At 60.5% G+C, this 23,539-nt stretch carries 19 protein-coding genes; 17 read left to right on the top strand and 2 right to left on the bottom strand.

Annotated features, from left to right (window positions below; genetic code table 11):
- From AC5I5B_RS10160 to AC5I5B_RS10095, 14 genes are all read left to right on the top strand, one after another.
- Complete coding sequence (locus AC5I5B_RS10160; protein WP_112958584.1) at window positions 1–1,647, top strand: ATP-binding cassette domain-containing protein; 1,647 nt, start codon at window positions 1–3, stop codon at window positions 1,645–1,647.
- Between the two features lie 17 nt (window positions 1,648–1,664).
- Window positions 1,665–3,221 (top strand): hydantoinase/oxoprolinase N-terminal domain-containing protein, encoded by a 1,557-nt coding sequence (locus AC5I5B_RS10155; protein ID WP_112958585.1) that lies wholly within the window; start codon window positions 1,665–1,667, stop codon window positions 3,219–3,221.
- Window positions 3,214–4,347, top strand: a complete 1,134-nt coding sequence (locus AC5I5B_RS10150; RefSeq protein WP_112346558.1) for an S-methyl thiohydantoin desulfurase family protein — start codon at window positions 3,214–3,216, stop codon at window positions 4,345–4,347. Before AC5I5B_RS10155 ends, AC5I5B_RS10150 begins: the two co-directional genes overlap by 8 nt.
- Before the next feature lie 44 nt (window positions 4,348–4,391).
- The gene (locus AC5I5B_RS10145) at window positions 4,392–5,987 is read left to right on the top strand and encodes an ABC transporter substrate-binding protein (protein ID WP_112958586.1); all 1,596 of its coding nucleotides are present in this window, start codon (window positions 4,392–4,394) and stop codon (window positions 5,985–5,987) included.
- A gap of 115 nt (window positions 5,988–6,102) precedes the next feature.
- A complete protein-coding gene (locus tag AC5I5B_RS10140) occupies window positions 6,103–7,179 on the top strand; it encodes an S-methyl thiohydantoin desulfurase domain-containing protein (RefSeq protein WP_112958587.1) in 1,077 nt (358 codons plus the stop codon).
- Window positions 7,176–8,714, top strand: a complete 1,539-nt coding sequence (locus AC5I5B_RS10135; protein WP_495752621.1) for a hydantoinase/oxoprolinase N-terminal domain-containing protein — start codon at window positions 7,176–7,178, stop codon at window positions 8,712–8,714. Before AC5I5B_RS10140 ends, AC5I5B_RS10135 begins: the two co-directional genes overlap by 4 nt.
- Before the next feature lie 45 nt (window positions 8,715–8,759).
- Window positions 8,760–9,704 (top strand): isoaspartyl peptidase/L-asparaginase family protein, encoded by a 945-nt coding sequence (locus AC5I5B_RS10130; protein WP_112958589.1) that lies wholly within the window; start codon window positions 8,760–8,762, stop codon window positions 9,702–9,704.
- A 117-nt stretch (window positions 9,705–9,821) separates the two neighbouring features.
- Window positions 9,822–10,727: a LysR family transcriptional regulator gene (locus AC5I5B_RS10125; RefSeq protein WP_112958590.1), complete on the top strand. Its 906-nt coding sequence runs from the start codon at window positions 9,822–9,824 to the stop codon at window positions 10,725–10,727.
- A 180-nt stretch (window positions 10,728–10,907) separates the two neighbouring features.
- Window positions 10,908–11,852, top strand: coding sequence for an ABC transporter permease (locus tag AC5I5B_RS10120; RefSeq protein WP_112958591.1), 945 nt, complete (start codon window positions 10,908–10,910; stop codon window positions 11,850–11,852).
- On the top strand, window positions 11,849–12,667 hold the full coding sequence (locus tag AC5I5B_RS10115) for an ABC transporter permease (protein WP_112958592.1): 819 nt from the start codon (window positions 11,849–11,851) through the stop codon (window positions 12,665–12,667). The genes AC5I5B_RS10120 and AC5I5B_RS10115 overlap by 4 nt, the downstream gene beginning before the upstream one ends.
- The gene (locus AC5I5B_RS10110) at window positions 12,664–14,298 is read left to right on the top strand and encodes a dipeptide ABC transporter ATP-binding protein (protein WP_112958593.1); all 1,635 of its coding nucleotides are present in this window, start codon (window positions 12,664–12,666) and stop codon (window positions 14,296–14,298) included. Before AC5I5B_RS10115 ends, AC5I5B_RS10110 begins: the two co-directional genes overlap by 4 nt.
- Before the next feature lie 13 nt (window positions 14,299–14,311).
- The gene (locus tag AC5I5B_RS10105; RefSeq protein ID WP_162724167.1) at window positions 14,312–15,148 is read left to right on the top strand and encodes a serine hydrolase; all 837 of its coding nucleotides are present in this window, start codon (window positions 14,312–14,314) and stop codon (window positions 15,146–15,148) included.
- Between the two features lie 36 nt (window positions 15,149–15,184).
- Complete coding sequence (locus AC5I5B_RS10100; protein WP_495752620.1) at window positions 15,185–16,729, top strand: ABC transporter substrate-binding protein; 1,545 nt, start codon at window positions 15,185–15,187, stop codon at window positions 16,727–16,729.
- 127 nt (window positions 16,730–16,856) lie between these two features.
- Window positions 16,857–18,299: a M20 family metallopeptidase gene (locus tag AC5I5B_RS10095; protein WP_112958596.1), complete on the top strand. Its 1,443-nt coding sequence runs from the start codon at window positions 16,857–16,859 to the stop codon at window positions 18,297–18,299.
- A gap of 223 nt (window positions 18,300–18,522) precedes the next feature.
- Here the strand turns inward: AC5I5B_RS10095 and AC5I5B_RS10090 are convergent, their stop codons facing one another.
- Window positions 18,523–18,834 (bottom strand): hypothetical protein, encoded by a 312-nt coding sequence (locus AC5I5B_RS10090; protein WP_087745769.1) that lies wholly within the window; start codon window positions 18,832–18,834, stop codon window positions 18,523–18,525.
- Between AC5I5B_RS10090 and AC5I5B_RS10085 the strand changes: the two genes are divergently transcribed.
- The 3 genes from AC5I5B_RS10085 to AC5I5B_RS10075 all read left to right on the top strand — a co-directional run bounded on the left by AC5I5B_RS10085 (window position 18,806) and on the right by AC5I5B_RS10075 (window position 22,580).
- Window positions 18,806–19,735, top strand: a complete 930-nt coding sequence (locus tag AC5I5B_RS10085; protein WP_060726909.1) for a sugar ABC transporter substrate-binding protein — start codon at window positions 18,806–18,808, stop codon at window positions 19,733–19,735. The genes AC5I5B_RS10090 and AC5I5B_RS10085 overlap by 29 nt on opposite strands.
- Before the next feature lie 239 nt (window positions 19,736–19,974).
- The gene (locus AC5I5B_RS10080) at window positions 19,975–21,516 is read left to right on the top strand and encodes a sugar ABC transporter ATP-binding protein (RefSeq protein ID WP_111817678.1); all 1,542 of its coding nucleotides are present in this window, start codon (window positions 19,975–19,977) and stop codon (window positions 21,514–21,516) included.
- Window positions 21,517–21,548: 32 nt separating this feature from the next.
- On the top strand, window positions 21,549–22,580 hold the full coding sequence (locus AC5I5B_RS10075) for an ABC transporter permease (RefSeq protein WP_003510336.1): 1,032 nt from the start codon (window positions 21,549–21,551) through the stop codon (window positions 22,578–22,580).
- 80 nt (window positions 22,581–22,660) lie between these two features.
- Here the strand turns inward: AC5I5B_RS10075 and AC5I5B_RS10070 are convergent, their stop codons facing one another.
- Entirely contained in the window at window positions 22,661–23,416 is a 756-nt protein-coding gene (locus AC5I5B_RS10070) for a gamma-glutamyl-gamma-aminobutyrate hydrolase family protein (RefSeq protein WP_060724803.1), read from the bottom strand.
- Window positions 23,417–23,539: the final 123 nt, after the last annotated feature.

Here is a 23,539-nt window from a genome sequence, read left to right as displayed (position 1 = left end):
ATGACTGAACCGCTTCTCAAAGTCGAAAACCTCAACGTCACCTTCACCAACTACGGTCGCACGCGCCAGGTGCTGCGCGATGTCGCCTTCACAGTCTCAGCCGGCGAGCGGGTGGCGCTGATCGGCGAAACCGGATCGGGTAAATCGGTCACCGCCAAGGCGATCATCGGCACTTTGCCGAAGAATGCCACTATTGCCTCCGGCGCCATTGTCATCGACGGGCGGGATGTGCTCGCCATGCCGCGAAGGGAACGCGAGGCGCTTAAGGGAACGGCGTTTTCGCTGATCATGCAGGACCCGCTGTCTTCCTTCAATCCGGTCTTCAAGATCGGCACGCATCTCGATGATGTCATGCGCTTTGCCGACAAGCGCAACGGCATCAACTCGTCCAAGGCAGAGCGCCGCACCCGTATCGCAGCGGTTCTGCGCCGCGTGCAGCTTGGCGATACCGAGCGGGTCATGAATGCCTATCCGTCCGAGCTTTCGGGCGGCATGCGCCAGCGCGTGTTGATCGGGCTTGCGTTGCTGCATCAGCCGAAGCTCCTCATCGCGGATGAGCCCGGCACCGCGCTCGACGTCACCACGCAGGATGAAATTCTCAATCTCATCAACCAGCTGGTTGCCGAAGAAAATATGGCGCTGCTGATGATCACCCATAATCTCGGTGTCGTACGTAAGGTGGCGGATCGGGTCGTGGTTATGCACCATGGCGACATCGTCGAGACCGGTCCCTGCACGCAAATCCTGCACGCTCCCGCTGCGGACTACACGCATTCGCTGCTGGATGCGGTGCCGCCGCTCTACGGTCCCCGTGTCGCCGATCTGGCGCAGAGCACACGCTCGCCGATCGTTACCATCGAGGGCCTGAACAAGATTTATGGCAGACGCAACGGTTACCACGCCGTGCGCGATGTGAACCTGACGCTGAAGGACGGCGAAATTTTCGGTCTTGCGGGCGAGTCCGGTTCTGGAAAAACCTCGGTCGCCCGGATGATCATGGGACTTTCTCGCCCGACCTCCGGCAATCTTGTCATCGACGCCCCGTCTCCCGGCCGTGGCAAGCGGCTGACGCAGATCGTCTATCAAAATCCGGGCACTTCCCTAAATCCGAAGCGCACGGTCAGGCAGACGCTTACCCTACCGTTGAAATCCATCGGTATGGACGGTGAGGCGCGCGAACGCCGGATGCAGGAACTGATGGGGCTGGTGCGATTGCCGCAATCCTATCTCGGTAAATATCCGCATGAACTTTCCGGCGGACAGAAGCAGCGTGTCGCCATTGCCCGTGCACTCGCGGCTGAACCGAAGATCCTCATCCTCGACGAGCCGACGGCGGCGCTTGATGTCTCCGTGCAGAAGACCGTTATCGACCTTCTGCTGCAGCTGCGGGAAGAGCTTGGCCTGACCTATCTGATGATCTCGCACGACCTGTCGCTGATGCGCAATTTCTGTTCGCGCATCGCCATCATGCTGCGTGGCGAGATCGTCGAGGAAGGGGTGACGTCTGCGGTTTTCGCCGAGCCGAAGCATCCCTACACCCGCGCCCTTATCGCGGCGATCCCCGTCGTCACCGACGAGGAAGAGCGCCTGAAACCCACCGTGACAGAGGAAGAGCGTATGCGCTTCCTCGTAAAAACGACCGATTGATAAAAGAGGAGCCTGACGTGTATCGCGTTGGAATTGACGTCGGCGGCACAAATACCGATGCCGTTGTGTTACAGGATAAAACCGTTCTGGCGGGGGTGAAAGCCTCCACCACCGAGGATGTGACATCAGGTGTCATCGAAGCCCTTGAAAAGGTAATCGAGGCGTCGGGCATCGACAGGGCACACATCGGTGCCGTGATGATCGGCACCACGCATTTCACCAATGCGGTGATCGAGCGGCGGCATATGGACGAGGTCGCCGCCATCCGGCTCGGCCTGCCTTCCGGCGCCGGCCTGCCGCCGATGGTCGACTGGCCGGATGACCTCCGGGAAATCGTTGGTAACCACGGTTATCAGGTCCGCGGCGGATATGAATTCGACGGTCGCGAAATCTCAGCCCTCGATGAGGACGAAATCGTCCGCATCGCCGCCGATATCCGCGCAAAGGGCCTGAAGGCCGCGGCCGTCACCTGCGTCTTCAGCGGCATCAATGATGCGATGGAAGTGCGGGCGAAGGATATCCTGCAGGAGCGCTGCCCCGGCCTGCCGGTGGTTATGTCCAAGGATATCGGACGGCATGGTCTGCTCGCCCGCGAAAGTGCTGCGATCATGAATGCCAGCCTTCTTTCGCTTGCGGACCGCACCGTTGCCGCTTTCGGCGAGGCGCTGAAGGCAGCGGGCATAACCTGCCCGTTCTACATCACCCAGAACGACGGCACGCTGATGGCGGCGGATGTGGTGCGCGGCTTCCCTGTGCTCACCTTCGCCTCCGGCCCGACGAATTCCATGCGTGGTGCGGCCTTCCTCACCGGCCTCAAGGATGCCGTTGTGGTCGATGTCGGCGGCACCACCTCCGATGTCGGTTCGCTGTCGCACGGCTTTCCACGACAGGCTTCCACGACGGTGGATATTGGCGGCGTGCGCACCAATTTCCGCATGCCGGATGTGTTTTCCATCGGTCTCGGCGGCGGCTCGCTGGTGGTCAATGGCGACCATGGCCTGACCGTCGGCCCGAAATCAGTCGGTTACCGGGTCCGCCGTGAGGCGCTCTGCTTCGGTGGCACGACCCTGACCGCGACGGATATCGCGGTCGCGTCCGGCAAGGCGGATGTGGGCGAAAAGGCGCTGGTTTCCACTCTCGACAAGCGGCTTGTGGATGCTGCGGTCGAAAAGATCAACGCCATGCTCGAGTCCTGTGTGGAACGCAGCCGCATCTCGTCCTCGCCGGTGCCTGTCATCGCGGTTGGCGGCGGCTCCATTCTCATGCCGGACCGTATCGGTGAACTGGAAGTCATCCGCCCCGAAAATTTCGCGGTGGCGAATGCCGTCGGTGCGGCAATCGCGCAGATCAGCGGCGAGACGGACCGCGTCTTCTCGCTGATCGAGGGGCGCACGCGTGAAAGCGCGCTTGCCGAAGCCGAGGCCGAGGCGCGCGAGAAGGCGATTGCGGCAGGCGCGCTTGCCGAAACGCTGGAAGTGATCGAGCGCGAGGACATGCCGCTTGCCTATCTGCCCGGCAATGCCACCCGCATTCATGTGAAAGTCGTTGGAGAAATGGGAGCCAATCATGGCTGAGACGCGCAAGCTGAAATATGACGAGGCGGCATTGCGTACGCTGACGCGGGAAGATCTCGACGCGCTGGAAATCGGTGCGGGCATTCTCGGCACGGGCGGCGGCGGCAATCCCTATCTGGGCAAGCTTCTGGCGCTGGAGGCCATGAAGGCCGGTTACGAGATGAAGATCCTTGCGACTGACGCCATTGAGCCGGACGCGCTTTGCATGTCCATCGGCGGCATCGGCGCACCGGTGGTTGGTGTCGAGCGCATCCGCGAAGGCCGTGAAGGCCTGCGCTGCCTGCGCGCCATGGAAGAGCTGATCCGCACGCCAGTAGACGCGATCGTCTGCGAGGAAATCGGCGGTTCCAACTCCATGAACCCGCTGGTGACGGCTGCGCTCGGCGGCCTGCCGATCCTCGATTGCGACGGCATGGGCCGGGCCTTCCCTGAGATGCAGATGACGACCTTCTCCATCTACGGTCACAGTTCCACGCCATCGGTGATGTGCGACCTTCACGGCAATGCCGTGATCTTCAGCCACGCCGTTTCCGAGGTCTGGCACGAGCGTATGGCGCGTGCCTGCGTCGTTTCGCAGGGCGGCGGCGCGATGCTGGCGACCGCGCCGATGCAGGCGCATTACGTGCATCAATACGGCATTCCGAAAACCTATACCAAGGCGATTGCCATCGGGGAGGCGGTTATCCGCGCCCGCAAGCAGCAGGAAGACCCGATTGCGGCTGTCTGCGCGCTCGAAGGCGGACGGCGCATCTTCAACGGCAAGATCACCGATCTGAAGCGCCATCTGCGCGGCGGTTTCGCGGTCGGCGATCTCACGCTGTCCGGCTTTGATGATTGCGCGGGCCAGACGGCGGGCGTCGCCATCCAGAACGAGTTCCTGCTGTTTACCCGTGACGGCAAGGTGGAAGTGACGGTCCCCGACCTGATCGTCCTGCTCGATGTCGACACCGGTTATCCGATCACCACTGAAGTGCTGCGCTACGGCCAGCGCGTGGCCGTCATCGCCATCCCCTGCCACGATCTGTTGCGCAGCGCACGCGCGCTTGAGGTCGTCGGGCCGGCGGCCTTCGGTTACCCCGACATTCCCTTCTCACCGCTGCCCGTCCCGGTCAGCAAGGCTGCCTAACCATAAGCGGGGCAAATGACCCGCAATAAAGAGGAGAACGAAAAATGAAAATGCCAGGACTTTCTTCCCGCCGTGCCGTGCTTGCGCTCGGCACGGCAATCGCGTTGCCGCTTGGTCCTTCTGCTGCCTTTGCGGAAGACAAGGTGTCGGTCGCGGTCAATACCATGCAGATATTCAGCTCGCTCGACCCGGCGAAAGTGACTGATTATACCGGCTACATGGCCATCGTGAACATGTATGACGGCCTGACGACGGTGAACGCCAAGGGCGAAATCGTGCCGCATCTGGCGAAGTCCTGGGATATTTCGGAAGACGGCCTGACCTACACCTTCCACCTGCGCGACGATGCGAAGTTTCAGGACGGCACGGCGGTAAAGGCTGCCGATCTCGTCTGGTCGATCCAGCGCCTGCTCGGCATCAACAAGGGCCCGTCGAACCTCATCGTCGGCGTCCTGAAGCCCGAAAACGTCACCGCGCCTGACGATGCGACGCTCGTCATGAAGATCGAGCGTCAGTTTTCGCCCTTCATGGCCTCCACGCCGCTGATGATGGCGTTGAACAAGACGTTGATCGAAGCCAATGCCAAGCCCGAAGACAAGTGGGGCGAGGCCTATGTGGGCGAACATTCCGCCGGTTCCGGCCCATACAAGCTCGTCAGCTACAACCGTTCTGCCGATATGGTCATTGCCCGCAATGCGGACTATTTCCTTGGCTGGACCAAGGGCAAGCCGATCGACGAAGTACGCTTCGTCCAGACGAGCGACGACGCTACCGTCAAGGCGCTGGCTGAAAAGGGCGAACTTGGCCTTTCCTCGCACGGCCTTGGCAACGACACCTATGAATCCATCGGCCGGATGAAGGATTACAAGCTCATCCAGACCCGCACCGCCGGCGGTTTCGTCATCAAGCTCAACACCAAGGTTTACCCGACAGACGACGTTCACGTTCGTCGCGCCATTGCCTATGCGACGGATTACAAGACGATCCAGGAAGTGATCTATCCCGGTTTCGACATGCAGGGGCCGCTATCCGACGCTTTCAAGGACGCGCATAACGGCGATATTCCGCCCGGCGTCTACGATCTGGAAAAGGCGAAGGAAGAACTGGCGAAGTCGAAATATGCCGGCCAGAAGATCACGCTGGTCAACAGCTATGTCGCTTCGCTGGCCTTCGAGGCGGAAGTGGCACTGCTTTTGCAATCCAGCCTCGAGCAAATCGGTATTACGCTCGATATCAAGCCAGAGCCGTGGAACCGTATCGTCGAGCTTTCCTCCAAGCCTGAAACGACGCCTGCGTCGACGCAGGTGAATATCTCGCCGACCTATCCGTCTCCGGATGCGATGTTCTACAACCAGTATCACTCCAAGGCATCAGGCACATGGATGTCGATGGAATGGCTGCAGAACGCGGAAATCGACGGGTTGATCGACAAGGTCCGTGCCACGACCGATACCAGCGAACAGAACGCAACCTACAAGGAACTGCAGACCAAGATCGCCGATCTTCAACCGGATGTCTGGGCGGTTGCGCCGAACCGCCGTTATGCGGCGAACAAGTGCCTTCAGGGTTACGAGTTCATTCCCATGCAGAGCTGGGACCTGAACTTCTCCAACTTCCATTGGGACTGCAAGGCGGAGTGATCTCCGTCCCATGAAAAGCGGTCCCGCCGCAGGGCGGGGCCGATGAGACTTGGAACGATAAAGGGAAGGAGCATCGCTTGCGCCGGAAAGGCTGCGGCATGCCCGAGGATGACGCATGATCCAGGAATTTTCCGAAGACGATATCGAACCTCTTGCCACCGGCGCCTGGATTCTGGGAACGGGCGGTGGAGGCAATCCCTATATCTCGACGCTCAATCTGCGCCGTCTTTATGCCGAAGGCAGACGGGTGAAGGTCATGGACCCCATGGCGCTTGCTGATGAAGACATGGTTGCGGTCGTCTCCAAGATGGGTGCACCGCTTGTTGGTCAGGAACGGCTGGGAGACCCCGTTCATCTTGCCCGCGCGGTCGAGGTCATGGAGGATTATCTCGGCAAGCCTTTCCGGGCGATCATGAGCGTGGAAATCGGCGGCTCGAATGCGCTGTCTTCTTTTCTCGCCGCCGCCATGCTCGACCGGCCCGTCGTCAATGCCGATGCCATGGGACGTGCTTATCCCGAAGCGCAGATGACCTCATTCGCCATTGGCAATCTGCCGATGTTTCCGCTGTCGCTGGTCGATGTGCGAGACAATGAGGTGATCGTGACGCGCGCTGCATCGTGGAAATGGATGGAGCGCATCTCGCGCAAGGTCTGCACCGAAGTCGGCTCTACCGCCGCCACCTGCAAGGCGCCGCGCACCGGCAAGGAAGTGAAGGAATGGGGCATTCATTACACCGTCACAAAGGCGACCGAACTCGGGCGCGCGGTGATGGAGGCGCGTGCACGCCATGATGACCCGGTTCAGGCGGTTCTCAACCATGAGGGTGGCAAGCAGCTGTTCCGCGGCAAGGTGGTGGATGTGGCCCGCGAGACCACCGGCGGCTTCCTGCGCGGCAGCACCACCATTGAAGGTATCGACGCCGACAGGGGCTCGCGTCTGGAACTCGCCTTCCAGAATGAATGGGCGGTCGCCTTCCGCGATGGCCAGCCGGTTGCCATGACGCCGGACCTGCTTTGCCTTCTCGACACCGTTTCGGGCAGTGCCATCGGCACGGAATCGGTGCGTTATGGCCAGCGTGTAACGGTTGTCGCCCTGCCGGCGCCGGAACTCTTGACGACGCCTGCCGGCATCGCCGCCGTCGGCCCGCGTGCCTTCGGTTATGACATTGACTTTAAATCGGTATTCCCATGAAACGCATCGGTATTGACGTTGGCGGCACCAATACGGATGCCGTTCTCATAGATGGCGACACGATTGTCGCCTCCATCAAGGTTCCGACCACGCAGGATGTCCTTTCCGGCGTGAAGGCGGCGCTTGCCCATGTGGCGGGTCATGTCGGCGCGGCGGATCGCCCGATCGACGCGGTGATGATCGGCACGACCCATTTCACCAATGCGGTTGTGGAGCGCGCCCGGTTGGAGCGGGTTGCCGCCATCCGCATCGCGCTACCAACAGGTTCTTCGTTGCCGCCCATGTGCGACTGGCCGAAAGACCTCCACGAGGCCGTCGATCCGCTGATCTTCATGGTCCACGGCGGTCATGAATATGACGGCAGCCCGCTGGTGCCGATGATCCCGGATGAAATCCGTGAAGCGGCGATGAAAATCCGCGATGCGGGCATCACCTCCATCGCCATTTCCGCAACCTTCTCGCCGCTGACCACGGAGTGCGAGGTGAGGGCGGCGGAGATCGTCCGTTCGGTGATCCCCGATGCGCGCATCACGCTCTCCCACACGCTCGGACGTATCGGGCTCCTGGAGCGCGAGAACGTCGCACTTCTGAATGCCGCCCTTCAGACATTGGGCAAGACCACGGTACAGGCATTTTCCGATGCGCTATGGGAGGCTGGCGTGAAAGCGCCGTTCTATCTGACCCAGAACGATGGCACCGTGGCGCTGGCGGATGTGGCCGCCGCAAACCCCGTGCACAGCTTCGCTTCCGGCCCGACCAATTCGATGCGTGGTGCCGCCTTCCTCACCGGGCTTTCCGATGCCATGGTGGTGGATGTTGGCGGCACTACCTCCGATATCGGTTGCCTTGTCGGCGGTTTTCCGCGTGAGGCGAACAACATTGTCCATATTGGTGGGGTCCGCACCCTGTTCCGCATGCCCGATCTTCTACCGATCGCACTTGGCGGCGGGACGATTGTCGACCCGCAGACAGGCAAGATCGGCCCGCGCTCGGTGGGGTATCGCATCCTGACCGAAGCCCGCGTTTTCGGCGGCGAGACACTGACGACATCGGATATCGCCGTTGCCGCAGGCCTGATCGAGATGGGCGACAGGGACCGTGTAAAAGACCTCGATCCGGCATTCGTGCAGGCGACACTTCAACGCATTCGCGACATGGTGGCCGACAGTTTCGACCAGATGAAGACTTCTGCGGAAGACGTGCCGCTGGTCGCGGTCGGCGGTGGGGCGTTCCTGATACCTGAACGGGTTCCGGGCGCTTCCGAGGTGCTGCGTGTGGAAAATGCAGGGGTTGCCAATGCGCTCGGTGCGGCAATGGCGCAGGTTTCCGGCGAGGTGGATCAGGTCTTTTCCGGGTTGAGCCGCGACGAGGCGCTTGCGAAAGCCGAGACCGAAGCGCAGAACGCGGCGGTTGCTTCGGGAGCGGAGCGCGCGAGCCTCAAGACGCTTGAGGTGGAGGATATTCCCATCGCCTATCTGCCCGGCGGCGCGCGGCGGGTACGGGTGCGTGTTATCGGCGATATCGCCTTTCATTGATGGTAAGAGGCCCTGCCGGCGGCGGGGCGACAGTGGAGTGAGGACATGACGAAGATCGCATTGGCCATTCACGGTGGTTGCGGGGTGATGCCGGAAGACAGCATGACGCCGGAGGAATGGGAGGCGGCTCGCCACGATCTGGCGGCGGCACTGCGCGCGGGTTATGGCGTGCTGAAGGCTGGCGGCACTGCGCTGGAAGCGGTTGAGGCGGCGGTCGTCGTCATGGAGGACAGCCCGCATTTCAACGCAGGTCATGGGGCGGCGCTCAACGAGAATGGCATCCACGAACTCGACGCCTCGATCATGGATGGTGAAACGCTGGCAGCGGGTGCGATCAGCGCATCCCGCGCCATCCGCAATCCGGTCAAGGCGGCCCGCGCGCTGATGGCGGATGAGCGTGCCGTCTATCTGACGGGGGAGGCGGCCGATCGCTTTGCCAGGGAAAAGGGGCTTGTTACCGAACCTCAATCCTATTTCACCACGCAAAAGCGCCTTGAGGCGCTGGCGGCCATGAAGGTCCATGCCGCCGCCGGTACGGAAGCGACGGAAAACGAAAAACACGGAACCGTCGGCGCGGTGGCGCTCGATGCGGCGGGGCATCTCGCAGCCGCGACATCCACCGGCGGCTACACCAACAAGCCTGACGGCCGGGTGGGTGACAGCCCGGTGATCGGGGCGGGCACCTATGCACGCGACGGCGCCTGCGCCGTTTCCGGCACCGGCAAGGGTGAATTTTTCATCCGTTACGTCGTCGGCCATGAGATCGCGTCCCGTGTCGCCTATCTCGGGCAGGATCTGGAAACCGCCGCCGGCAACCTCGTCCACAAGGATCTGGCGCCCTACGATATCGGTGCGGGTCTTGTCGCCATCGATGCCGAAGGCGGCATTGCCGCACCCTATAATACGCCCGGCATGTTCCGGGGGTGGGTGACCCCATCAGGAGAGGCCCGTGTTGCCACCCACGACAGGGTCTACGACGTGGAATTGTAACCGGCGACCGAGCGGACCGCATGACAAAGCGAAAAAAACCGGTGACATGAAGGCCTATCGGCGGCAAAAGGTCTGAACCGAAACCGGCTCGTCATTTCATCCCATGGTGCTGGCCTCATGAATATCAAGCAGCTCGAAGTCCTTCGCACGCTTCTTTCCACCGGCTCGACCATCGCCACCGCCAAGGCCATGGGGCTAAGCCAGTCCGGTATCAGCCGGCTTCTGGCTCAGCTCGAGGCGGACCTGTCGCTGACGCTGTTTGCCCGCGACAAGGGGCGGCTGATCCCGACACCGGAGGCGGTGCTTCTTGCGCGGGATGCGGAGAATGTGCTGCTTGCGGTCGATCGCATGTCCGGCCACGCCGAGGATCTGCGCAATGGTGCGGCTGGCCCGGAAATCGTCCGCATCGGCCTGCCAAGCAGCATGTGGGAAAATTTCGCGCCCGCCATGCTGATCGATTATGTCAGGGATTTTCCCGGCGTCCGTATCGAGACCTTTTTCGAAACGACGACCGCCATCAACAAGCTCGTTGGCGAGCGGGTGATCGATCTTGGTTTCCTGCGGATGGAGGGCGAGATTGGCCCGGGCATCGATGTCGAGCGTGTCGCGACCGGCAAAAGCGTCTGCGTGGTCCGTGAGGATCATCCGCTGGCCAAGCTTGACGAAATCACAGTCAAGGACCTGCGCAATGTTCCACTCATTCTGATCGGCCGCCAGCGGCCGAACCGCATGGCGCTCGATCAGGTTTTCAAAAAGGCCGGCGTCAAGCCGATGGTGAAGATCGAGACCCACACCAACAGTTCCGCCTGCGCCTATGTGGCGCATGGGTTGGGAGTAACGATCATCAGCAGTTTTTATGCTAACCTCTACCGGCATCTTCCCGTTGTTGCCCGACCATTCGTTCCCCAGGCGGCGCAGGAGTTCGGTCTTGCCCGCGCTTCCGGCGCACCTTTGTCCATCGCTGCGCAGGCGCTGAGTGATGCCTTGAAGCGGGAAATCCAGCTTTCGCAAAAAATCGACTGAAAACGGGATTTTGGGCGGAAAATCTCATTGTCCTCATCAGGATCAAACGCGCCGTCATTCTGCATAGATATATGACATTTATGCATAATATTGCGCCTTATTTATCAATCCGTCATAGTCGCCAGCAACGAAACCGATAGAGGCGGGATACCATTCCCCGCCATCAATCGTGGGGAACCGATGATAAGATTCATACTGAGCCGTCTTTTGATGGCGCTGCCGACGATCGCATTCGTGTCGATCACGGTCTTCGCGCTCATCCGCTTTATTCCGGGTGATCCGGCTGCCCTGATGCTGGGTGACATGGCGCAACCGGAACAGATCGAAGCGATGAGGACCGAACTCGGCTTCGACAAGTCCATGCCGCAACAGTTCCTCATCTGGGCCGGCAATGTGGTGCAGGGCGATTTTGGCCGCTCCATCGTCAATGACGAGGCGGTGCTGCCATTGGTCGTCTCGCGCTTTCTCGTCAGCGCCGAGATCGTCGTGGTCGCCGTGCTGCTCGCCAGCCTGATTGCGGTTCCGGCAGGCGTGATCGCCGCCTGGAAACAGAACAGCCTGACCGATCTTGCGCTGGTGGGAACGGCAACCCTGCTGCTGTCCATTCCGACATTCTGGCTGGGTCTTCTGCTTCTTCTGTTTTTCGGCCTCAAGCTCGGCTGGCTGCCGGTGCTGGGATATGTGTCGATCGGCGACAATCTGGTCGGCGGCATGGTTTATCTGGTCCTGCCTGTCATGACGCTGGTGATCCATGAAATGGGTGTTCTGATCCGCATGGCGCGCGCCTCGACGCTGGAAGTGCTGCGGCTGGATTACATCACCCATGCCCGCGCCAAGGGGCTTTCGGAAAGTGCGGTTCTCTGGCGGCACGCGTTCAAGAACGCCTTCGGCCCGACCTGGACGATGATCGGCCTCATTCTCGGCAATCTTCTTGGCGGCATCGCCGTCATCGAGACGGTGTTCACCATTCCCGGCCTCGGACGGCTGATGGTCGACAGTATTTTTGCCCGCGACTATCCGGTCATACAGGGCTGCCTGTTGTTCGTCTCGCTGTCCTATGTGCTGGTCAACCTGTTCGTCGACCTTCTTTATCCCCTCTTCGATCCGCGTGTGGTTGCCGAATGAAAAAGTTCACACTTAACGGGCTTATCGGCGGCTTTCTCATCGCCCTCCTGCTCATCACTGCCGTGACCGGCCTGTTCTGGACGCCCTATGACCCGATGAAGCTCGGCTTCGCTTCGCGTCTGGCTGCACCCGGTCCGAGCCATCTTCTCGGCACCGACGAATTCGGGCGCGATGTTCTCAGCCGTCTGATGGTCGGCGCGCGCGCCAGTGTCTGGATCGGCTTTCTGACGGTCAGCTTCGCAACGATCTGCGGCACCCTGATCGGCCTTGTCAGCGGTTATGCACGCGGCTGGGTGGATGGCGTTATCATGGCCATCAACAATGCGCTCCTGGCCTTTCCGGGTATTCTACTCGCACTCGGGCTGCTCGCGGTTTTCGGCGCTAATCAGTATGGCATCATCTTCGCACTCGGCATCGCCTACACGCCATCCATGGCCCGCGTGGTGCGCGGTGCCGTGCTTTCTCTGCGTGAGCGGGAATTCATCGAGGCGTCGCTGGTAATGGGCAATGGCGAGATTTACACCATGTTCTGCCACATCCTGCCCAATTGCATTGCGCCGATCACGGTTCTTGCCACCTCCATGTTCGGCTGGGCCATCCTGTCGGAAAGCGCGCTGTCCTTCCTCGGTCTTGGTGTGCCGCCGCCGGCTCCGACCTGGGGCAACATGCTGGCCGCCGGCCGGCCCTTCATCCAGCAGGCCGTGTGGCTCGGGCTTTTCCCCGGTCTCTGCATCGCGCTGACGCTGCTTGGCATCAATCTTCTGGGCGACGCCCTTCGCGACAGGCTTGACCCGCGCATGAGAGGTCTCAAATGACTGATAGTACGCTTCTCACCGTTCGCGGCCTTTCGCTGGAGGTCGCCAGAACCGGCCACCCAGTCGTCAAGGATGTCTCATTCGATATTGCCGCGGGCGAAATCTTCGGCATCGTCGGCGAAAGCGGCTCGGGAAAGACGCTCGCAACCCGCGCGCTTATCTCGCTTTTGCCGCCGGCCATCGCCGTCACCGGCGGGTCGATCATCTACAAGGGGCAGGATGTCATGTCCTTGCCGGTGAAGGAGCTTCGGCGTCTCCGCGGCGCGGAGATCGGCGTGGTTTTTCAGGAGCCGATGACCTCCCTCAACCCATCGATGACGATTGGCCGGCAGCTGGAGGAGGGGCTGATCCTTCACACGAAGTTGTCGCCCGAAGAGCGTCGCGAGAAAATTCTCGACATGCTGCGACGGGTGGGCATCCGCGACCCCGAAGGTGCGCTGGCGGCCTATCCGCACGAGTTTTCCGGCGGCATGCGCCAGCGCATCATGCTGGCCTCGGTCATGCTGTTGAAACCCGCTTTGCTGATCGCCGATGAACCGACGACGGCGCTTGATGCGGTCATCCAGCGCGATGTCATGGAACTGATGGTCGAGCTGACGCGGGCGGAAGGCACTGCCGTTCTCCTCATCAGCCACGACCTGCCCATGGTGGCGCGTTATACCAGCCGCATCGTGGTGATGGAAAAAGGCGCGATCGTCGAGCAGGGCCGCACCGAGGACCTGCTGGATGCGCCGCAGCACCCCTATACGAAAAAGCTGCTTTCCTCCCTGCCATTTCGTGGCGAGCCGCGCAACATCGACACCTCCAAGGCGCCGATGGTTTCGGCTCGCGATATCGTCGTCGATTATGCCGGTCGCAAGTCGCTGCTCAAGAAAGCCAAATCGAAGCGGGCGCTGCATGGCGTCAGCATCGATATTCACGAAGGCGAGGTCGTGGCGCTGGTCGGTGGCTCCGGTTCTGGCAAGACCACGCTTGGCCGCACCATCGCCGGTCTCGTCAAGGAAAGCGAAGGGCAAATCCGCTTTCAGGGCCGGGAGCGCAACGAGGACTGGAAAGACTACCGTCTGAATTGCCAGATGGTGTTTCAAGATCCCTATTCCTCTCTCGATCCGCGCATGACCATTCAGGCGCTCGTGGAGGAGGCTCTGCGCCTCGTGCCCGGTCTCGACCAGGCCGCCAAGCGCAAACGCGCGCTGGAAACGCTGGAAGAGGTGGGACTTGGCGCTGATTATGCCACCCGTTACCCGCACGAGCTTTCCGGCGGCCAGCGCCAGCGTGTGGCGATTGCACGCGCCATTGCCCGCCGTCCGCGTTTCCTGATCGCTGACGAACCTGTCTCCGCGCTCGACGTGACGGTGAGGGCGCAGGTGCTCGATCTCTTTTCCGATCTGCAGAAACGTTACGGTTTTTCCTGCCTGTTCATCAGCCACGATCTCGGTGTGGTCGAGCAGGTGGCCGACCGTGTCGTCGTCATGCAGGACGGCCGCATCATCGAAGAGGGCGACCGCGACACGATTTTCGACAGTCCGAGAGAAGCCTATACGCGCCGGCTGCTCTCGGCCATTCCCGCCCTCGACCAGAATGAAAAGGGCGGTGTGACACTCAAATGGCGTCTGGAAGATGAAGTTTAACAGGAACATGACAATGACTGTGGCTGCCCAACTGAATGCTATCTGCGATGCACAGCCTTTCGTGACGCGCTTCATGGTGCGCAATCTCCTGACCGGCGAAGAGATCGGGCGGGGAGAAAACGAGGAAACGCCATCGGGCAGCACCCGCAAGACGTCGATCATGATGGCCGTGCTCAAGGCCGCCAGCGAAGGGCGGATCGATCTCGACCAGCCCGTCACCTATGAAAAGAGGCTGGCGGAAGAAGTGGCGAGCGGCATGTTCCGCTATCTGACGCCGGGCATTGTCATTTCCCTGCGCGATGCGCTCGCCGGCATGATGGTGCTGAGCGACAATGTCTGCACCAAGATGGTGCTGGAGAGGCTGACGCTGGAAGAGGTGGATGGTTATTGCAAATCACTCGGCATGGCCAATACCCATCATCGTTTCCTCATTCCGCCGCTGGCGCTGGCGGCCGATCATCCGCTGAAGACCGTCACCACCACCTCGGCGGCGGATCAGGTGCTGCTGCTTCAGACTATTCTCGATGCGCAATCCTCGCCGGAGGCACAGGCAAAACTCGGTTGCAGCCCGCAATTGTGCGAGTGGGCCATGCAGACGCTGAAGAACCAGATTTTGCGTTATGGAATCCGCTCCCGTCTGCCTTTCGAGGCCACGGTGGCGAGTAAGAGCGGACGCGGCAAGCGCGGCCGCATGGATGCCGGCATCGTCTACAGGAACGGCGCGCCGTCTTTCATCATCACCGCCTATACCGATGAAGTGCCGCACACCCTGCCGGACGGCACGCCGGGATACACCATCGCGCTCGAAACGATCGGCCGGCTGGCACAGGCCTGCTGGGACGGGTTTTAATCACTCACAATCAATGACAACAAAGAGGGTAGAACAGTGAAAAAACTTCTTCTTGCAGGCGTTGCCCTGCTCGTGACCGCCAATATCGCCGCAGCACGCGATATCACCATCGCGCAAAGCTCCGATCTGCGCAGCAACAATCCGGGCGTGAACCGCGACGGCAATACGGACGGGGTTATCCTGCACATCGTCGAAGGCCTCGTCGGTTATAACAATGCCGGCGAGGTGAAGCCGCTTCTCGCCGAAACCGTCGATGTCTCTTCTGACGGCCTGATCTATACTTTCAAGCTTCGCAAGGACGTGAAATTCCACAATGGCAAGCCGCTCACCGCAGAGGATGTCGTCTGGAACTGGACACGTTATCTGAAGCCGGAAACCAAATGGACCTGCCTCAACGATTTCGCGGAAGGCGGCGCAGCACACGTCACCGGCGTCAAGGCCACGGATGCATCCACGGTCGAGATCACGCTTGAAAAGCCGTCAGGCGTCTTCCTCGGCCTCATGTCGCGGCCGGAATGCGGTTATACCGGCATGATCTCGCCGGAATCGGTTGCTGCCGATGGCAGCTTCGCCAAGCCGATCGGCACCGGGCCGTTCCAGTGGGATGAGTGGAAGAAGGGCGAATATATCCGTCTTGCCAAATTTGCCGATTATGTTTCGCCGGCAAATGACGGTAAGCCGGATGGCATGTTTGGCTCCAAGCGGCCGCTCGCCGATGGCATCAAGTTCATGGTCATTCCCGATGCCTCGACCGTGAAGGCCGGGCTTGAATCCGGCGTGCTCGATACGGCCGAGATTTCTCCCGATCTCATTCCGGAGTTCAAGACCAATGAGAAGATGCAGCTCATCGTCTCCCGCAACAACGGCAAGAACCTGTTCTACATCCAGACCCGCGACAAGGTGCTGAGCAATCCCGGTGTGCGCCGCGCCATGGCGATGGCGCTCGATCTCGACGAACTGGTCGCGGCTGCATCGAACGGTACGGGTGAAGCCAACGGTTCGATGGTCTCGCAGGATTCGGTCTATTACGACGAGGCCCAGAAGAAGCGTCCGGCCTATGACATCGAAGCGGCCAAGAAGGAGCTGGCCGCCGCCGGTTACAAGGGCGAGCCGATCTCGATCATCGCCAACAAGCGCGGCAACGTGCCGAGTTTCCCGGCCGCCGTCATGGCGCAGGCGATGATGCAGCAGGCGGGTCTCAACGTGCAGATCGAGGTGCTGGATTATGCGACGCAGGTGGATCGCCGCCGTTCCGGCAATTATCAGGTGATCTCGCAGTCGGTCGCTCCGCGTCTCGACCCGGCACTGATGTACGCCTTCTATGTCGGCAACAAGGATAAGAACGCATCGCTGATGTGGGATGATCCGAAGGCGATCGAACTGATGAAGGCGGCCTATGTCGAGGCCGATCAGACCAAGCGCCAGAAGATTTTCGACGAGTTTCACGAATTGATGCTGAAGGAAATGCCGGGCATCTTCCTTTACGACATGGTCGATGTCTGGGGCGCGACGAAAAAGCTGAAGGGCCAGCCGGTCTGGCAGTCGAACGCCCGTCTTTGGGAAGTCTCGGTCGACAACTGATCCACTATCGCCCGCGCCGGAGGCGGACCCCGGCGCGGGCTTTCCATCATAGAGCGTAAGGATTTGGCGGAGTTTCCACCGAAGCGCTTGCGCGTGCCCGCAAAGGGCGGAAATGCGAGGACAAGCCATGAACCGTGATGCCGTGATGTCGATTGCCGCTGCAGTCGAGGCAATGAAGCCCGATTTCACTACCCTAAGTGACAATATCTGGGATTTTGCCGAGCTGAAATTCGAAGAACGGCAATCTGCCGGTGTCCTGGCTGCCGCGCTCGAGGAAAATGGCTTTGATGTTCACCGCGGCGTTGCAGGCATGGAAACGGCCTTTATCGGCGAATTCGGCAGCGGCAAGCCAGTTATCGCCTTCCTCGGTGAATTCGATGCGCTGGCCGGCATGAGTCAGTTGGCCGATGTGGCGCAGGTGCAGCCGCGCGAGGCAGGCGCCACCGGCCATGGCTGCGGCCATAACCTGCTTGGCGTCGGCTCATTGATGGCCGCTATTGCGCTCGCCCGGCATCTGAAAGCCAATAATCTTCCCGGCACCGTGCGTTATTACGGTTGCCCGGGCGAAGAGGGCGGTTCCGGCAAGACCTTCATGGTGCGCGCCGGCCTGTTCGATGATGTCGATGCGGCGCTGACCTGGCACCCGGCACCCTTCAATGGCGTACGTTCCACCAATAATCTTGCCGTGCTGGAATATTTCTACCGTTTCAAGGGTGTTGCAGCCCACGCCTCCAACGCCGCCCATCTAGGGCGTTCGGCGCTCGATGCCGTCGAACTCATGAATGTCGGTGTCAACTTCCTGCGCGAACATATGCCGCAGGATTGCCGGGTGCATTATGCGATCACCGATACCGGCGGCAAGGCGGCGAATGTGGTGCAGGCGAAGGCCGAAGTACTTTACCTGATCCGCGCCCCGGAAATGCGCCAGGCGCTCGATCTTGCCGCACGGGTGGACAAGGTGGCGCGCGGCGCGGCGATGATGACCGAAACGGAAGTGGAGATCGTCTTCGATACCGCTTCCACCAACCTTCTGCCCAACATCACGCTGGAAACGGCGATGCATGAAAACATGGTTGCGCTTGGCCCTGTCGCCTTCGACGAGGCGGATATCGATTTCGCCAAACGCATTCAGGATACTTTCACCGACGAGGCGATCAAAAGCAGCATCCGGCTCTACCAGATAAAGGGCGATGTTTTTTCCAACCGGAAGATCGACGGTTCGACGCCGCTGCATCTCGGCCTGCGGGATTTTGAGGGCCAGTCGCATTTCCGGGCGGGTTCCACCGATGTCGGTGACGTTAGCTGGGTCACGCCAACGGCGCAGTGCTGGACGCCGGCCTGGGCGATTGGGACCAATCCGCATACCTGGCAGGTGGTGGCGCAGGGCAAAAGCCCTGCCGCCCACAAAGCCATGGCGCATGCCGCCAAGGCAATGGCGTCGACAGGCCTTGCGCTGATGACCTCGCCGGAACTGCTCGCCAATGCCAGGAAGGAGTGGCAGGAAAAGACCGAAGGCAGCAACTATGTCTGCCCGATTCCCGCCGATGTCATGCCTGGCTCCCACCCGTAAGGCGCTACGCACTTCCATTTGCCGCCGTCCGTCTGCCGCCAGATTTCCACAGGCGGCATGGTGAATCGCATGAACGTTCCAAGGTGAATAAATCCGATGCTCCGCCGGCCTTCTGAAGAGAGGGCCGGCGGATTCCGGTTTGGAATAAATCTTCCATCTCAGCCGAGTTCATCCTGGCTCCGAACCGGGAGCCGTAATTTCAACGGCTTATGGCTTCCCTGCCTCAAGGGCAGGACGAGGCAAACGGAGCTTCAGCACCTTCATCGGCAATCCCGTCTGGAACGCTCGTCCGCTTGAATGTCCAATCATCACGGCCTTGTGCGCCGCTCCACAGCTGGGCTGCGAAGAAAGCATTGACGTTCGAACCAAAAATGGAATAAATATATCGAACAGGCAGAAAATCGGTTTCATTATTCCGTTTTCTGAATGTGAGGAGGTTGCGGCGGGCTTTCGGGTTCGCCTCCGGCTGGGAGAGGCGGCGCCGGACGCCATGGAGGAGAAAAACAATGAGGAAATTTATCATCGGCGCAGCCATGTCTGCGCTTCTCGGCACAGCGGCACATGCGGAGACAGTCGGTGTCTCGATGGCGTTGTTCGACGACAACTTCCTGACAGTGCTGCGCAACGGCATGCAGGATTATTCCAAGGAACTGAAGGGCGTCACCCTGCAGGTCGAGGACGCGCAGAACGACGTCGCCAAGCAGCAGAGCCAGATTCAGAATTTCATCGCGTCCAAGGTCGATGCGATCATCGTCAACCCGGTTGACACGGATGCGACGGCGGCCATGTCGAAGCTTGCCGCCGATGCCAAAATTCCGCTTGTTTACGTCAACCGCCAGCCGGTGAACGTCGACAGCCTGCCTGATGGCCAGGCATTCGTCGCCTCCGACGAAACGGTTGCCGGCACGCTTGAGGCCAAAGAGGTTTGCCGCCTTCTCGGTGGCAAGGGCAATGCGGTCATCATGATGGGCGAGCTTTCCAACCAGGCTGCGCGCATGCGCACACAGTCTGCGAAAGATGTTTTGAAGACCGACGAGTGCAAGGGCATTTCCGTGGTTGAAGAGCAGACCGCGAACTGGCAGCGTACGCAGGGTTCCGACCTCGTGACCAACTGGCTCTCCAGCGGCATCGAGTTCAACGCCGTCATCGCCAACAACGATGAAATGGCGATTGGTGCTCTCCAGGCGCTGAAGGCCGCGGGCAAGGATATGAAAGGCTATGTCGTCGCCGGTGTTGACGCCACGCAGGATGCGCTCGCGGCCATGCAGGCGGGCGATCTCGACGTCACGGTCTTTCAGGATGCGGCGGGGCAGGGCAAGGGTGCTCTCGATGCTGCGCTGAAGCTCGTCAAGGGCGACAAGGTCGAGAAGAAGGTCTACATTCCTTTCCAGCTCGTCACGCCTGAAAACGTCAAGGACTACGTGGCCAAGAACTAACGGCCCCTTCCGGCATCTGCGTCTGTTTCAGGTGATCCCGGAGGCAGATGCCGGTTCCCGTCAGCACTGGGGAGCAAGCTTCGGTGTGTGAGCGGATTGCGATTGGATTTCAGTGAATTCAAAGTGTTACAGCGCCCTTGTGTCGTGATCGGCACGGCGCTGTAAGCCTCCCCGGAGGCAAGGTGCGCCCTCTGGCAAAACCCTATCTCCGGTCATTTTTGTCTATTGTGGAGGGTGAGATGGTCGTCAGTCCATCGACAATGGCCGCCGTGCGCGCCAGCGGAGCCGTGCCGAATGCGGAGTTTCTTCTCGCAGCGGATGGCGTACGCAAGGAATTTCCCGGCGTCGTGGCGCTCGATGATGTGCAGTTCCACCTCAAGCGCGGCACCGTGCATGCGCTGATGGGCGAGAATGGCGCCGGCAAATCGACGCTGATGAAGATTCTCGCCGGCATCTACCAGCCGGACAAAGGCGAAATCCGCCTGAAAGGCGCGCCGATCCGTCTCGATTCCCCGCTCGATGCGCTGGAGAACGGCATCGCCATGATCCATCAGGAACTGAACCTGATGGCTTACATGACGGTTGCGGAAAACATCTGGATCCGCCGCGAGCCGAAAAACCGGCTGGGCTTCATTGATCATGGCGAAATGTATCGCCGCACCCAGACCCTGCTTGAGAGGCTGGGTATTGATCTCGATCCGGAAACCCGTGTTGGTGAGCTTTCGGTGGCAAGCCGTCAGATGGTCGAGATCGCCAAGGCGGTTTCCTACGATTCTGACGTTCTCATCATGGACGAGCCGACATCTGCGCTGACGGAGCGCGAGGTCGAGCATCTCTTCCGCATCATTCGTGATCTCAGGGAGCGCGGCATCGGCATCGTCTACATCACCCATAAGATGAACGAGCTGTTCGAGATCGCCGACGAGTTCTCGGTTTTCCGCGACGGCAAATATATCGGCACTCACGCTTCCACCGATGTGACGCGTGATGACATCATCCGCATGATGGTGGGCCGGGAAATCACCCAGATGTTCCCCAAGGAAGAGGTTCCGATCGGCGACGTCGTTCTGTCGGTCAAGAACCTGAACCTTGATGGCGTGTTCCATGACGTCTCCTTTGATGTCCGCGCCGGTGAAATTCTCGGCGTTGCAGGTCTTGTCGGCTCGGGCCGCTCCAATGTGGCGGAAACCGTGTTCGGTGTGACACCCGCTTCCTCAGGAACGATAACGATCAACGGCAAGCCGGTTTCGATCGACAGCCCGACGAAGGCTATCAGTCACCGCATGGCGTTTCTGACGGAGGACCGCAAGGATACGGGGTGCCTGCTGATCCTCAATATTCTTGAGAACATGCAGATCGCCGTCCTGCAGGACAAATATGTCGCCAATGGTTTCGTGCAGGAAAACGCGCTTTCGGAAGCCTGCGAGGAGATGTGCCGCAAGCTCCGGGTCAAGACGCCGCATCTTTACGAACGTATCGAAAACCTGTCCGGCGGCAACCAGCAAAAGGTTCTGATCGGTCGCTGGATGCTGACCCAACCGCGCATTCTCATTCTGGATGAGCCGACGCGCGGCATCGATGTCGGGGCGAAGGCCGAAATTCACAAGCTGGTTTGCGAGATGGCGCGCCAGGGCGTCGCCGTCATCATGATTTCCTCCGAAATGCCGGAGGTTCTGGGTATGAGCGACCGTGTCATGGTCATGCATGAAGGTCGGGTGACGGGCTTCCTTGATAGAAGTGAAGCCACGCAGGTGAAAGTGATGGATCTCGCATCGCGGTGAGGCGCGCCGGGATTTCTCGAGGAGGAACGATTATGAATACGAACGCCGCCGCCAACACGGAGTTGGATGCAAAATCCGGACGCAAGCCGCACCGGCGCATCCCGCCCGAGGCCAATATATTTTTCGTGCTGATCGGCATCGCGCTGGTTTATGAAATTCTCGGCTGGATTTTCATCGGCCAGAGCTTCCTCATGAACCAGCAGCGCCTGACGATCATGATCCTGCAGGTTTCTGTCATCGGCATCATCGCGGTTGGCGTGACCCAGGTCATCATCACCGGCGGTATCGATCTCTCCTCCGGCTCCGTCGTAGGCCTGACGGCGATGTTGTCCGCCAGCGTGGCGCAATCCTCCACATGGCCGCGAGCTCTCTATCCGGGGCTGACCGATCTGCCTTTCTTCATACCGCTCGCGGTCGGCATATTGGCCGGTACCCTGGCGGGTTTCATCAACGGACAGCTCATCGCGCGTACCAAAATTCCGCCCTTCATCGCAACACTCGGCATGATGGTGACGGCGCGCGGTCTTTCCAAATGGTATACGAAGGGCCAGCCGATCTCGGGGCTCACCGACGGTTTCAACTTCATCGGCACGGGTATCTGGCCGGTCGTGGTTTTCCTCGTCGTCGCCGTCATTTTCCATGTGGCGCTGCGTTATACGCGTTACGGCAAGTTCACCTATGCCATCGGCGCCAACCAGCAGGCGGCCCGCGTTTCCGGTATCAATATCGAGGCGCATCTGATCAAGGTCTATGCGATTGCCGGCATGCTGGCCGGTCTCGCCGGCGTCGTCACCGCTGCCCGCGCGCAGACGGCGCAGGCCGGCATGGGCGTGATGTATGAACTGGACGCCATCGCCGCGGCCGTTATCGGCGGCACGTCGCTCGCCGGCGGTGCCGGGCGCATCACCGGAACGGTGATCGGCACCATCATTCTCGGTGTCATGACGTCGGGCTTCACCTTCCTCAGGGTGGATGCCTATTACCAGGAAATCGTCAAAGGCCTCATCATCGTGGCCGCGGTCGTTGCTGACGTCTACCGGCAGAAGAAACGCGCAAAGCGCTAAATCCTCCTCCCAGACTTGGGGCAGGCCTTCAGGCTTGCCCCTTTTTTGTGTTCTTGTGGGCCGAGGGGATCAGCGGCGGTTCAGACCTTGCTGTTTCGATAGTCGTGGACGGCCTTGCCGAAGGCCTCGAACAATGCCCGTGAGGGTGCGTCTGTCTCGGCCCAATATTCCGGATGCCACTGCACACCAACGGCGAAGCCCTTGGCGTCGATGACGGAAACGGCCTCGATCGTGCCGTCCGCCGCCGTTGCTTCCACCTGCAGGCGTGGTGCGGTCTCGGCAATCGCCTGCCGGTGCAGCGAATTGATCTGGATTTCGCCTGATATGCCAAGATGCTGCGCAATGCAGGAGCCTTCGCGCACATGTACCGGCTGGCGGATGGCGAAGGCCACGTCGCGGTCGTCATGTTCCGGCTTGCGGTGGTCCCATATGCCGGGCTGCTCCTGAATTTCCGAAGCAAGCGTACCGCCCAGTGCGACGTTCAGTTCCTGAATGCCGCGGCAGATGGCCAGCATCGGAATACCGCGCTCGATGGCGCGGCGGATGAGCGGCAGGCTGGTGGCGTCGCGAGCCTGATCGAACGGGCCGTCGCTCTCCTGCGCTTCTTTTCCGTAAAGGGAAGGGTGCACATTGGTGGCGGAGCCGGACACGAGCAGGCCGTCCACCCGGTCGAGAATGGCGTCAACCTCGTTTCCGTCCTCGAAGGCCGGGATGATGAAGGACATGACACCAGCCACTTTCAATGCGGCGGAAACATACTGGTTCTGCGCGGCGTGCCAGTCGGCCCCGGTGAAATGCCTTATGTCGGCGGGTACGGCGATAATTGGTTTTGGCATGGTGGCTCCGGGACGAATCTTCGAAATTTGTGCGACTGCCGGCTGGCCAAGTCAAGCACGCGTTTTGCGTTCTGACGATCCTGTATGCGCCTAAAGTATAAGGCGGTGCCGGGATATTTCAGT

The organism is Agrobacterium sp., assembly GCF_059499945.1.
The sequence above is the reverse complement of the archived record's forward strand: the minus strand, read 5'-3'. Positions and strand labels throughout refer to the sequence as shown.